This window comes from Archangium lipolyticum, assembly GCF_024623785.1.
GTDB lineage: Bacteria > Myxococcota > Myxococcia > Myxococcales > Myxococcaceae > Archangium > Archangium lipolyticum.
The window spans coordinates 14,884-27,660 of record NZ_JANKBZ010000004.1; the positions used below are offsets into that span (position 1 = coordinate 14,884).

A 12,777-nucleotide genomic window follows, 5' to 3' on the forward strand; every position below is an offset into this window, starting at 1 on the left:
GGTGGAGGCACCGGGGCGCGGCAGCCGAAGCTCGGGCCCGTGGAGGCCACCAGCGGCGCGGTGGAGGGCACCGGGCGCGGTGGAGGGCACCGGGGCGCGGCAGCCGAAGCTCGGGCCCGTGGAGGCCACCAGCGGCGCGGTGGAGGGCACCGGGGCGCGGTGGATGCACCAGGGCGCGGCAGCCAAGCCTCGGGCGCGGTGGAGGTGGAGCAGCGCCAGCGGCGCCAGGAAGCGGCAGCCGAGCCTCGGACGCGATGGAGGGCACCAGGGCGCGGCAGCCGAAGCTCGGGCCCGTGGCACGCATCAGCGGCGCGGTAGAGGCGCCAGGGTGCGGCGCGAACCTCGGGCGTGGTGGAGGCTCACCAGCGGCGCGAGGCTCGGGCGCGGATGGAGGGAGCCAGGACGCGGCGCCATTCCGGCGCCAGTGGAGCGGCAGCCTCGGCGCGAACCTCGGGCCGGTGGAGGCCCACAAGCGGCGCGAGGCTCGGGCGCGGTGGCAGACAGGCAGCGGCACCAGGGCGCGAAGCTCGGACCAGGGGAGCCTACCAGGGCGCGAAAGCAGGCACGGCGCAAGCCTCGGGCCCGCAAGGGCACCAGCAGCGCGGCAGCCGAAGCTCGGGCCGGACCAGAGCACGAGCTGCACCAGGGCACGGCAGCCGAGCCTCGGGCGCGGTGGAGGCCACCAGCGGCACGGTGGAGGCCACCAGGGCACGGCAGCCGAGCCTCGGGCCCGTGGAGCGGAGCGCATCAGCGGCGCGGTGGAGACACCAGGGCGCGGCAGCCGAAGCTCGGGCCGGTGGAGGCCACCAGGGCACGGCAGCAGCCGAAGCTCGGAAGCGGTGGAGGCACCAGGGCGCGGTGGAAGCATCGGGGCACGGCAGCCGAGCCTCGGGCCCGTGGAGGCCACCAGCGGCGCGGTGGATGGCACCAAGGAGCGGCAGCCGAGCCTCGGGCCCCTGGAGCGCATCAGCGGCGCGGTGCAGGCACCAGGGCGAGGCAGCCGGGCCTCGGGAGCGGTGGAGCCCATCAGCGGCGCGGCGGAAGCACCAGGGCACGGCAGCCGAGCCTCGGGCCCGTGGAACGCATCAGCGGCGCGGTGGAGGGCACCAGGGCGCGGTGGAGGGCACCGAGGCGCGGTGGAAGCACCAGGGCGCGGTGGAGGGCACCAGGGCCCGGCAGCCGAAGCTCGGGCGCGATGGATGGCACCAGGGCACGGCAGCCGAGCCTCGGGCCGTGGAGCGCATCAGCAGCGCGGTGGAGACGCCAGGGCGCGGCAGCCGAGCCTCGGGCGCGGTGGAGGCCACCAGCAGCGCGGCAGCCGAAGCTCGGGCGCGGTGGATGGCACCAGGGCACGGCAGCCGAGCCTCGGGCCCGTGGAACGCATCAGCGGCGCGGTGGAGGGCACCAGGGCGCGGTGGAGGGCACCAGGGCGCGGTGGAGGGCACCAGGGCGCGGTGGAGGGCACCAGGGCGCGGTGGAGGGCACCAGGGCCCGGCAGCCGAGCCTCGGGGACGGTGGAGGCAAGCGGGGCCCGGTGGAAGCACCAGGGCGCGGCAGCCGAGCCTCGGGCGCGGTGGAGCGCACCGGGGCGCGGTGGAGACGCCAGGGCACGGCGGCCGAGCCTCGGGCCGTGGAGCGCATCAGCGGCGCGGTGGAGGCGCCAGGGCATGGCAGCCGAAGCTCGGGCGCGGTGGAGCCACCAGCGACGCGGCAGCCGAGCCTCGGGCCCGTGGCGCGCACCAGCGGCGCGGTGGAGGACCACCAGGGCGGGGCAGCCGAAGCTCGGACCTAGCCAACCATGACCAACGGTGCCCAACCTTGGCCAACCTACCCGCACCTATCCGCAACTAGCCTTAACTGGTACTAACTAGCCCTAACTGGACTGCACGCCCGAAACGCTTTGACCGTGCTTGTGATGGCGCGGGAAAATATGGGGCATGAAGTCGCAAGGCATCCCGTCGCCGTCTGATTCGGCGGCCATTCAGGACGAAAGCCAGCCAACCCCAACCGCTGCACTGGACAGCGGAGCCGAGCCCAACCTGCTGCGGGAGATTTACGCGGAGTTGTGCAAGCTGCGCGCGATGGTCGGAGACATGCAGAACCGGATCGCCAACGCGGCCCCGGTTCAAGCAGCCCGCGCCATCTCGATTGACGCCGCGCAGGCCCTCCTCGGCTGCGGGCGCTCCCGGATTTTCGAGCTGTTGCGCTCGGGGGCGCTGCGCCGTGCTCCCAAGGTGGGCAAGGTCGCCATGATCACCCTGGACAGCATCGAAGCGGTTCAGGAGTGTTTCAGCCGCGAGCCCGCCCCCAAGCGCAAGCGGCAACCCGCCCAGCAGACTACCGGGCGGGCTGAGAAGGACGCGATCCTCAAGCTGATTCGGCAAGCCTGACCGGCAGGTATGCCGGATCCTCGGGATGCTCCAGCTTGATGGGCACCTTGATCATCGGGGGCACCTTCACGTTGTCATAAAAACGCTTGGTTGTGTTTGCCGAGTGGTGCCCGACAACAGCGGCAATCGCAGACAGCGGAAGCCCTCCCGCCTTGGGCCGTACCTCCTGCCCGCACTCGGAAGCCCAAGTAACGAAGCTGTGCCGGTACTCCCCGAAATGCACCGGCTTGATCCCGAGGGTCTTGCAGGCGCGAGCAACAACCCGGCGGATGTGGCTATCAACCGGCGCCGCACCGCGCGCCTGTAGCCGCTGCACAGCCGCCAAGGTCTGACGGTCGATGCTCTGACGGTGAACGTTCCCGCTCTTGTGGATGAACGTCACCGTAGCGGCGATCTCGCCTTGGTCCTCGAACACGGCAACCTTGCCCTCTCCCTTGGCTAGCCGCTCGATCTCGGTGCCGTGCATCCCGGTTTTCGCGTGGATGCACAGCACGTCGCGCACACACTGAACGTCGGTCGTGCGCCGCGTCCCCTCCTGCCGGAAGTTCGTAAACTCCCACCCGCTGATGGCCCGATAAAGCCGCTCGGTGGTCTCGATGCTGTAACCCTTCTCCCGCACTGCCTTCTCGGGACGGGTAGCGGGCACCTTGAGGGAGACGGTGGGGTCTTCGGCCAGGGCAAGGGCGCCCTGCTCCCGCAGCCAAGAGGCAAAGGACTTGAGCGCGGTAATGCGGTTCTTCCTGCCCGTCTTGTGCCGGGCCAACTCCCGCAGAAGCTCTTGGAGGGTGACGGTGCGTAGGTCCCGGCCCGCCAGAGCTTCGGCCCACGTCGCCAAGTAGAAGCCGACATTCCCCACGTAACGCTCGGTCGTCTTGGCCTGCCTCATGGACTCCAGGAAGCGGCCCACGGTCTCAGCGTTGACGTAAACGGCGGACTCCTGCTGTTGCTGTCGCGCTTCCCGCTTGGTGCTGTAGCCCTCGGGGTCGCGCATGAAAAGCGCAAGCTCGGCCTCGGCTTCCGTCTCGCTGCTGGCGTCGAGGTGGATGGTGTAGGCCCGTCCCTGAACCATCTTGCGCAGCACGAACACCGGGCGGCCGTCCTTGCCGTTGAAGGTCCGCCCCCCCTTCCACTTCCCTGTCCACTCTCTGTTGTTTCCCACGTCACGGGCTCCGTTTTGGTCCGAATTTGGACCCCAGGTGCCCTGATTTGGTCCCCAAAAGCAAGCCGCGCCCCCCTGCTAGGAGGGGGACGCGGCTCGGAGCGGCGAGTAACTTCTAGTGGAGGCGGCGGGAATCGAACCCGTCGCCTCCTGGCATCAATCAGCCGGTCTCACACCTCCCGCTGGAGCGCGGCCACCATGAGGCTCAGAGTCCGGAGTTGGGACGCCTTCAGCTTGCGCACCGAACGCATCAGCCTCCGTACCTGAACGCCATCCCGTTCGGCGGGAGGCTCGATCGCCCACTGGGGAAGTTGCTCGGAAGCGAGCCCGAGCAGGTGGTCCGCCGGAATCCGGAGCGTCAGGCACAGGCGCCACAAGGAGGGGACACTGGGCAACATCAACCCTCGCTCCAACCGGCCATACACCTCAGCGGCCATGCCGATGCGCTCGGCCACATCCACCTGGGTCAGGCCCGCCTGGACCCGCGCGGCCCGGGCCACTTCTCCCAGCTTCTTGGACAGGCGGCGCCGTACGGCGGCGTCCCTCCCGGACCCGGAGGACTGCTCGGCAATCCTTGTCACGTCCCACCAAAAAACAACGCCCACCGAGAGCTGCCAGGCATCTCGGGGGCGTTGCAGATGGAATCCCGCCATGACGCGGGATACCGTCGTTTCGCAATGCTTTGACACGGGCCACTGCTGGCAGTCAGTGGATTCCGTGGGGTGACTTATGCGGTCACCATCCCAACACAACTTTTCAGGGCATGCAAGCGTGTTGGGCTACTGCTGGATGGACTGCGGCACGGGGGCTCGCTCTCCCACCGGCAGGTAGCACTTGCCTTGGTACTCCGCGTCGTCATCCTCGCAAGGCGGTCGCCTCGCGAGTTCCACCCAGCACCCGCCGTTGATCTCCACCTCGCTCTTACCGCTCTTGCCAGACTTGCAAGGAGGCTTGGCCTGATCTCGAAAGGGCTTGGACGGCAGGGGGTAGGCAATGCCCGTCAGGCGCGTGTCGCTGCTGACGATCTTGCGCGGCGCATGGGCCAGGAACATGTCCTCAGTGCCCGAATCGGGCACTGTTCTCTCCTGGCTCCCGGGGGCCTGAATGCGCAACCACAGGGCCACGCCCATCCCCACCGTGGCGAGGCCCACGGCCGCCAGCGTCCAACGCGAGCGCAACAGCCGGCGCGAGCGCCCGGCCCACCTGCTCCACAGCCCGATCGGCTCGCGAGTCAGATGGGTGCGCACCTCGTCCTTCGCTTCCACGCGCTCCACCGCGCTCGTCAGCAGGTCGAGCATGGCCGACAGCTCCGGCAGCTGGCCCGAGGCGGGCGCCTGCTCCACCTCCAGCACGAGATGAGGCGTTGGCTCCACCAGGGAGGAAGCACGAATCCGCCATGCTTCCGAGGGCTCCCACCCGGCACGCGGGTCAGGCACCAGCACCAGGGCGGAAACACCGGTGCGGACATTGTGGGCCTCGTAGAAGCGACCCAGGTCCGCCCCGACGCCCTTGTACCGCCGGCCGAGGTGGAATGCGCCCAACCGTCCACCCTTCCAAAGTGATTTGTCCGCCATGAGCAAGCGCCTCCCCTCTCCGTATACCACCTCTGGCGGCGGTAGGACGCGCGCTATTCACCAAGTCACCCCGACGAAGGGGCACGCACCTCGATGTGCACCGGTGCCGTCGACGTGGCCGCCTGGATGCGCTGACACGCCGTGCCCGTGAAGAGCACACCGAGAAGGTGGGTTGGGAAGACAGCCGGTGGCGAGCACTCCACCGAGGAGCCACACCGCGAGCGCACACAGGGAGCCGCGAGGCACAGTCGTTCCGTTCATGCGCGGATCGTACTGAAGCCCCTGGCATCTTGGAGCCCCTGCCATCCGCCCCCCTCCCCTGCCCGGTACTCAACGCCCCGGGAGTTGTCCGGCCGTCACCCGGTGGACGCCAGCCGCCGGGAGTCCTCACTTGAATCCGAGCGCGGGCCCGCGCTCCCGGTAGAGTCGGCCCCCTATGACGCACGTGACAGAAGACAAGAACTTCCGACTCCCCCTCTCCATCCGTCCCCGGCGGTACGAGGCGACGCTGACGCTCGACATGGAGGCGAAGACCTTCTCGGGCCAGCAGACCCTCGAGCTGGAGCTCGAGAAACCCTCGAATGAGATCATCCTGCACGCCAACGCGCTGAAGCTCGGCGAGGTGACCTTCCGGGCCAACGGCAAGAGCCTGAAGCCCGCGGAAATCCGCCCGGTGCAGGTGAGCGAGACGGTGGTGCTGCGCTTCGGCGAGCAGCTCCCGGCGGGCGCGGCGGCGCTGGACGTGGCGTGGACGGGCCGCTTCACCGAGGGCCTGCGGGGCCTGTACGCGGCGGGCAAGGTGGCGGCCACGCAGTTCGAGGCGGCGGACGCGCGGCGGCTCTTCCCGTGCTTCGACGAGCCGGCCTTCAAGGCGCGCTGGGCGCTCACGGTGCGGGTGCCTCCGGGGCTGACGACGCTGTCCAACGGGGCGCTGGTGAAGGACGAGCAGGACGGCCCCTTGCGCAAGCTGACCTTCCAGGAGACGGAGGTGCTCAGCTCGTACCTGGTGGCGCTGGTGTGCGGCCCGCTGGTGGGCACGCCCGAGGAGAAGGTGCAGGGCATTCCCGTGCGCACCTGGGCGCTACCGGAGAAGGCGCACCTGACGCGCTTCGGGCAGGACGCGGCGCTGGCGGCGCTGCCCCGGCTGCAGGACTACTTCGGGCTGCCCTATGCCTTCGGCAAGGTGGACCAGGTGGGCATCCCGGACTTCGAGGCCGGCGCCATGGAGAACGCGGGCCTCATCACCTACCGGGAGATCGCCCTGCTGCTCGACCCGGCCAGCGCGCCGCTGTCCGTGCAGAAGCGGGTGGCCGAGGTGGTGACGCACGAGCTGGCACACCAGTGGTTCGGCAACTGGGTGACGATGGTGTGGTGGGACGACCTGTGGCTCAACGAGGCCTTCGCCACGTGGATGGCGTACAAGATCGTCAACGACTGGCGGCCGGACTGGCGGGTGTGGCTGGACTTCGACGCGGGCAAGGCCATGGCGCTGAGCCTGGACGCGCTGCGCTCCACGCACCCCATCCGTGGCGAGGTGCGCAACGCCGACGAGGCGGGCGAGAGCTTCGACGCCATCACCTACGAGAAGGGCGGCGCGGTGCTGCGGATGATCGAGGGCTTCCTCGGCGAGGACGCCTTCCGCGAGGGCATGCGCCAGTACATGCGCACGCACGCGCGCTCCAACGCGGTGGCGGACGACCTGTGGCGGGCGCTGGCCAACGCCTCGTCGCAGCCGGTGCTGGAGCTGGCCAACGCGTGGATCGGCCAGAGCGGCTACCCGCTGGTGGCGGCCTCGGTGGAGGGGCGGACGGTGACGCTGGCGCAGCAGCGGTACTACTCGGAGCCGGGCGTGCGCAGTGGTGAGCGCTGGCCGGTGCCGGTGGTGCTGCGGTACGAGGACGGCGGCGGGGTGCGCGAGCAGCGGGTGCTGCTGCGCGAGGCGCAGGCGAAGGTGACGCTGGAGGGCTCGGGCGAGGTGAAGTGGCTGTGCGCCAACGCGGGCTCCACGGGCTTCTACCGGGTGGCGTACGACGAGAAGGCACTGGAGCGGCTGGCGACGAACCTCCAGGCGCTGGAGCCCGCGGAGCGCATCGCCCTGCTGGCGGACCGGTGGGCGCTGGCGCGCAGCGGACAGGCGACGTTGGCCTCCTTCCTGGACCTCGCGAGCCGCTTCGGAGACGAAGAGGACGACGCGGTGCTGGACGAGCTGGTGGGGCGGCTGGCGTACGTGGAGGCCCGGCTGGTGGAGGGCGAGGAGCAGAAGCGCTTCCAGCAGTGGGTGGAGAAGCTGCTCGGGGCGGGGCTGAAGAAGCTGGGCTGGGACTCGGCACCGGGGGAGTCGGACCGGGTGAAGCTGCGGCGGGCGGCGCTGGTGCGGGCGGTGGGTGGGGTGGCGCGCGGCCAGGAGGCGCTGGCGGAGGCCAGGCCACGAGTGACGCGCATGCTGAACGGGGACAAGGCGGCGCTGGAGCCGAACCTGCTGGACGCGGCGGTGGGCATGGTGGCGAGGGCGGGAGACCGGCCGCTTTATGAAAAGCTGCTGGAGAAGATGCTGGCGGAGCCGGATCCTGCGACGCAGCGGCGCTACCTGCTGGCGCTGACGGCCTTCGAGGATGCAACGCTGGCCGGGGAGGCGCAGAAGCTGTTCTTCACGGACAAGGTGAAGATGCAGGACGTGGCGAGCTTCGTGACGGGGCTGATGGGCAACCGCACGGGCCGGGACGCGTGGTGGGCGGAGATGCAGAAGAGGTGGAAGGACGTACTGGCGAGGACGGGTGGGGCGCCGATGCTGCTGAGGCGGGTGGTGGAGTCGATGGGAGGGCTGCGTGAGAGGAAGCAGCTCGAGGAGGCGCGGAAGCTGTTGACGGCGCACCCGGTGGAGGAGGCGAAGCAGGCCATGGGGCAGACCCTGGAGAGGCTGGACCAGGACGTGGCGCTGCGGGAGCGGGTCATGCCCGAGGTGAGCACCTGGCTGAAGCGTCAGCCGTAACAACCCAGGTTGCGAGCACCCTCTCCCTCTGGGAGAGGGCCGGGGTGAGGGTCTACTGAGTCCTCACCCGCGGTAATCCAGGTCGGACGAGACCTCCGCCGCCTGCCCACTGCGGCGCAGCTGGAAAAGGTGGAGCACGATGACGGCGTCGAGCGTGAGCAACCCTGGGAGGAAGAACCAGGGGCCGACGGTATAGGGGCTCATCATCAGGAAGAACCACATCGTGAGCCACACGGCCATGATGACGAGCACGATGGGGTGAAGAGACGAGAGCCCGCGGTGGCGCAGGGCGAAGCACGCGAGCAGGACGAGGGTGAGCTGGGTGAAGGTGGCGAGCGGCTGCTCTCCGCCCGAGGGTCCGAGCATGGGCATGTGACCGCGAGCCCAGGGCAGCAGCAGCGAGAAGGAGCACACGACAACGCCCACCACCACCCAGCGATCCAGACGCTGGCGGAGGTTGCCGGCGTCCGGGTCGTGGTCGAGCTCCGGAGAGACGAAGAACCGGCGTCCCTGCTCGTAGCCGAGGACCAGGGCGGCGAGCAGCCACAGCAGGGAGACGAGCCCGGTGCCCAGCATCAGCAGGGCGTGGGTGAGGGTGAGGGCGGCATAGGCCTGGGCGATGGCGGGGTGCTGGGTCTCCTCGGGGAGGTTCTCGAGCGAGGCAGGCAGGGTGCGAGCGTTGGCGGTGCGGAACTCCTGGGTACCGGGCTGGCTGAGGATGCGCCATTCGTTGATGGCGACCAGCAAGCCGCCCAGGAGCATCACCCCCGAGCCGAGGAACCCGATGCCCGCGACGAAGGGAATGACGGAGAGCAGGAGGGCGAGGCCCACGCAGGCCAGGCCGAGCAGCGTCAACGAGCCTCCGGGGAGGCGCGAGCGCAGGCGCGGGTCGTCCATCACGCCCTGGATGGCCTCCCAGGTCTGCCCGGCCACGTCCTTGACGGGAGCGAGCACCTTGGAGAGCGCCTCATCCATCCGCGCGAACAAGGAGGGGGGTGGTGGCGGCTCCTCCCACGAGTAGTCCCCCGCATAATCCCCCGCGTTGTAGTCCTCGGAGCCGTAGCTCTCGTCCCCGGTGCTGGCGGCCTCATCCCCCGGGACCTTCAGGGGTTCGCCACATTCGGTGCAGAAGCTGTGCGCTTCATCGGTGACGGAGTGGCCGCAGTTCGAGCATTGCATGGGGGGTGCATCCAAAGAGGGGGCACCCCCAGCTTAGGCCAGGGGAGGCTCGCGGGGGTACAGCCCCCCTACTCGTAGGAGGCGGCGTAGACGAGGTTGCTGGAAAACCCTCCCCCGTTGTCCCGGTACCACGCCGTCACGGCGGCACCCGCGGCGTTGGCTCGGACCCTCGGCCGCTTGGAAGTGCCACCGTGGGCCGGCTCGAGTGCGCCGATGAAGGCGAGCGCGGTGGCGCCCTCGGGGTAGCGGGCCGCATATACCCGATCCACCCCGCTCACGTTCCCCACCCAGACGATGTGGAAGTTGCCCTGGCCATCCGCCGCCACCGAGGGCTGGCTGGCCCTGCCCGTCGTCACCTCCACCGGTTGCCAGCCATCCTCCGGCGTGAAGCGCTGGAGACGGAGAGACGAGGGAGAGACGTCACCCGGCGCCGTCCAGGCGGCGACCGCACGGCCCCACCGGTCGATCGTGACAGCGGGCTCATCCCCTCCCGCGACGGCCCTTCCCAACGGGGTGGACGGGCTCCAACCCTCGCCCGGCACGAAGCGGGTGGCCTGGATGAGGGGAGAGCCCGAGGCGAGGTCCGTCCCGCGGAACACGAGGACCGCCGAGCCGTTGGCGCTCAGGGCAGCGGCCACCGAGGCACCCGAGCCGAGGTCCGAGGCCTGCTCCGGTGGCGTCCACCCCGAGTCGGGCGTGAAGTGACTGGCCCGCACACGCACGCCGCCTCCCGAGTCCGGCTGCAGCCACGCCGCCAGCGCCCGCCCCGACTTCTCCACGGCCAGTGCCGGCACCGACGTGGCCCCCGCCTCCGCCTCCAGCAGCAGCGGCGAGCTCCAGCCACCGCCCTGCACCCGGCGCGTGGCCCACAGGCTGTCCTCGGTGCCATCCGACTGCCGCCACACCACGAGCGCATTGCCCTGTGCGTCCACGCCCACCCTCGGCGCGCTCACGGGCCCGGCGCCGCTCTCCAACAGGCGCGGCTCGCTCCAGCCCGTGCCGGGGGTGTACTCGGCGGCGTAGAGGTCCACCTGGGCACCGTCGTGCAACTCCCACACGGCCACGCCGAAGCCCGACTCGTTCACCGCCACCGCCGGGTGCTCCGCATCCCCCGGGTGGACGGTGTCCAGCTCCCGCGCCGGCTCCCAACCCGCGTACGCCACGGAGCGGCTGGCGAAGGGCCGGAAGGCGCCGCTGGAGGTGCCCTGCACCCAGACGGCCAGCGCCTGGCCCTGCCCATCGAGCGCCACGTCCGGCTGGAGCCCGGGCCGGGTCGGCCGTACCTCTCGCGGAGGCTGCCACGCCCGGCCTCGCGTGGTGAAGGAGACGCTGACGGGCGACTGCATCACCCGCCCGGCCGGGTCCTTCACCGCCGCCGCCAGCGTCGCGCGCACCGTCTCCCGGTAGGGCAGCGGGTTGACGGGAGTGAAGGAGCAGCTCGTGCCCGAGGTCTCACAGGCCACCGTCGCCGCCACGCGCTCGCCCGCCACCTCCAGCGTGAGGAGGCCGGAAGTCACACCGGAGACGTCCACCGGCTCACTGAAGGTGAAGCGGATGGGTGCATGGATGTCCACCTCCACCGAGCCCTGCATGGGAGACACGTCCGACACAGAGGGCGGGGAGAGGTCCACCCGGAAGCCATCGGACACCACGAAGGGAGTCCAGCTCCCCGCCGCGTCCTTCGCGCGGACACAGTGGAAGTAGAACCCCCTCTCGGAGAGCGACAGCCCGGTGATACGCGCGGACGTCCGCGTCGTGGTGGCCCGAGTACCGGAGAAATACGAATCACAGCTGGGGACCGTCGCGAGCAGGTACTCGTACAGGACGACGCCATTGGCATCGGTGAAGCCCGTCCAGTTGATCTCGGAGACATCGGAGACGAGCTGGTAGCGCAGGTCCTCCGAGGGACCATCCGCGACCCTCGCGCTCGAGGTGTCCGGCGGCAGGCTGTCCTCGATGTACACCAGGGGCCCCCGGCACTCCGAGCGGTTGCCCGCCGCGTCCCGCGTGGCCACGTAGAGGGAGGTGGTGGCGTTCTCCGGCACGGTCGCGGACACGGAGAAGGAGCCCTCGCTCCACAGCTGCGCGGAGCTCGCCAGGGGCGTCCCCGTGCAGCCCTCGCTCGTGAAGAGGAGCACCTGGGACGGCACCGAGGTGCCGGACACCGTGATGGAATTGCTCTCGTTGGGTGAGCCAGGTGAGAGCGTGAGGGCGGACGGAGCGGCGGGCGGCGTGCTGTCCTCGACATAGCGCGTGGAGGCGCACGGGCCCATGTTGCCGGCCGTGTCGATGGCGTAGGCGCTGAAGGAGGCGGCGGTGTCATCCGCCACGGAGAGCTTCACTTCGAAGGAGCCGCTCGTGCTCACGGACGGCGTGGCGAACGGATCTCCCGCGCAGGCGCTCCCGGTGAAGACCAGCACGCGGGCGCCCGGCTCGGTGGTGCCCACGAACAGGGGCGCGTTGTCGTTGGCCGGCGTCTCCGGGGAGAAGCGCAAGCGCACGGGCTCGGGAGCCGTACCGTCATGGGTGTAGACGAAGGCCTCCGAGCAGGACGAGGCGTTGCCCGCGATATCGGCCGTTCGCGCGGAGAAGGTGGTCGAGCCGTTGGAGTCGGCGATGATGGAGAACGACGCCTCTCCCTTGTCATCCGCCGCCTTGCTGCCGAGGGTACCGCCGAAACAGCCGGTGGACTTGTAGACGGAGACCGTGCTCCCCGGCTCTGCGGCGGCGATCAGGGAGAAGGTACGCGACGAATTCGGCGAGGAGACGGCGCCGCGGAGCACGGGCGGCGCGGGCGGCAGGAGGTCATGGGTGAAGGTGTGGACCGCCGAGCAGGTGCTCGAGTTGCCGGCGCTGTCCACGGCGCGGGCGGTGAAGGAGGTGGTGCTACCGTGGGCCACCGTCAGGGGGAAGTTGACCTGATCCGACGTCTCCACGACGGTCGTCCCGAGCGCCGTCCCCGTGCAGTCGCCGCTGGCGAAGAACTCCACGCGGGCCGCGTACCGCACCGACACCGTCAGGGTGAGCTCGTTCCGGGTGGACGCCTTCGGAGTGCTCGATGACCACTTCGGGGCCTCGGGAGCCACGGTGTCCGCGTAGTAGCTCAAGGACGACGAGCAGGAGGAAGTGACCCCGTCGCGGACCGCGATGAGGGAGAAGGTGGTGGTCTTGTTGGCTTCGACGGAGATCGTGAACTCCGCGAGCCCGGACTCGTCCACGGGGATTTCGGTGCTGGTCGACGAGAAGCACCCCGGCACCTTGTAGACCCGGAGGGTGGTGCCCGCCTCCGCGTGGGCGCGCAGGCGCGGCTCGAGCTCATTGGACTCGCGCGGATTGCCCTCGGCCCACACGGGCGTGGACGGCTTCGGCTTGGGCGGCTCGTCGGACGAGGAGCCTCCACACCCCACGAACAGCAACCCGGTGCACAGCAAGCCCATCCATCGGTGCATCGCCAGTCGCATACGTCTCACCTTCCAGACAGCCGCG

Annotated in this window: 8 protein-coding genes; 3 read left to right on the forward strand and 5 right to left on the reverse strand. The window is 70.1% G+C overall.

Annotated elements, in window-relative coordinates; translation table 11 throughout:
• The first annotated feature begins 1,474 nt into the window (after nucleotides 1-1,474).
• Nucleotides 1,475-1,792 (forward strand): hypothetical protein, encoded by a 318-nt coding sequence (locus tag NR810_RS10200; RefSeq protein ID WP_257450777.1) that lies wholly within the window; start codon nucleotides 1,475-1,477, stop codon nucleotides 1,790-1,792.
• Between the two features lie 145 nt (nucleotides 1,793-1,937).
• Complete coding sequence (locus tag NR810_RS10205; protein WP_257450780.1) at nucleotides 1,938-2,390, forward strand: hypothetical protein; 453 nt, start codon at nucleotides 1,938-1,940, stop codon at nucleotides 2,388-2,390.
• Here NR810_RS10205 and NR810_RS10210 read toward each other — a convergent pair.
• From NR810_RS10210 to NR810_RS10220, 3 genes are all read right to left on the reverse strand, one after another.
• Entirely contained in the window at nucleotides 2,368-3,549 is a 1,182-nt protein-coding gene (locus NR810_RS10210; protein WP_257450782.1) for a site-specific integrase, read from the reverse strand. The two genes, NR810_RS10205 and NR810_RS10210, sit on opposite strands and share 23 nt — an antisense overlap.
• A gap of 170 nt (nucleotides 3,550-3,719) precedes the next feature.
• Nucleotides 3,720-4,130, reverse strand: coding sequence for a helix-turn-helix domain-containing protein (locus tag NR810_RS10215; RefSeq protein WP_257450784.1), 411 nt, complete (start codon nucleotides 4,128-4,130; stop codon nucleotides 3,720-3,722).
• 198 nt (nucleotides 4,131-4,328) lie between these two features.
• Nucleotides 4,329-5,123 (reverse strand): hypothetical protein, encoded by a 795-nt coding sequence (locus tag NR810_RS10220; protein ID WP_257450786.1) that lies wholly within the window; start codon nucleotides 5,121-5,123, stop codon nucleotides 4,329-4,331.
• A gap of 436 nt (nucleotides 5,124-5,559) precedes the next feature.
• Between NR810_RS10220 and NR810_RS10225 the strand changes: the two genes are divergently transcribed.
• The gene (locus tag NR810_RS10225; protein ID WP_257450787.1) at nucleotides 5,560-8,112 is read left to right on the forward strand and encodes a M1 family metallopeptidase; all 2,553 of its coding nucleotides are present in this window, start codon (nucleotides 5,560-5,562) and stop codon (nucleotides 8,110-8,112) included.
• Between the two features lie 63 nt (nucleotides 8,113-8,175).
• On the opposite strand, the gene NR810_RS10230 is transcribed toward NR810_RS10225, so the two are convergent.
• Both NR810_RS10230 and NR810_RS10235 read right to left on the reverse strand, forming a co-directional pair.
• Complete coding sequence (locus NR810_RS10230) at nucleotides 8,176-9,291, reverse strand: zinc ribbon domain-containing protein (RefSeq protein WP_257450790.1); 1,116 nt, start codon at nucleotides 9,289-9,291, stop codon at nucleotides 8,176-8,178.
• 68 nt (nucleotides 9,292-9,359) lie between these two features.
• Nucleotides 9,360-12,752 (reverse strand): Ig-like domain-containing protein, encoded by a 3,393-nt coding sequence (locus NR810_RS10235; RefSeq protein ID WP_257450792.1) that lies wholly within the window; start codon nucleotides 12,750-12,752, stop codon nucleotides 9,360-9,362.
• Nucleotides 12,753-12,777 lie beyond the last annotated feature (25 nt).

Coding starts and splice junctions, on each gene's coding strand:
- NR810_RS10235 (WP_257450792.1), bottom strand. CDS start 12,752: ATGCGACTGGCGATGCACCGATGGATGGGCTTGCTGTGCACCGGGTTG.
- NR810_RS10220 (WP_257450786.1), bottom strand. CDS start 5,123: ATGGCGGACAAATCACTTTGGAAGGGTGGACGGTTGGGCGCATTCCAC.
- NR810_RS10230 (WP_257450790.1), bottom strand. CDS start 9,291: ATGCAATGCTCGAACTGCGGCCACTCCGTCACCGATGAAGCGCACAGC.
- NR810_RS10205 (WP_257450780.1), top strand. CDS start 1,938: ATGAAGTCGCAAGGCATCCCGTCGCCGTCTGATTCGGCGGCCATTCAG.
- NR810_RS10225 (WP_257450787.1), top strand. CDS start 5,560: ATGACGCACGTGACAGAAGACAAGAACTTCCGACTCCCCCTCTCCATC.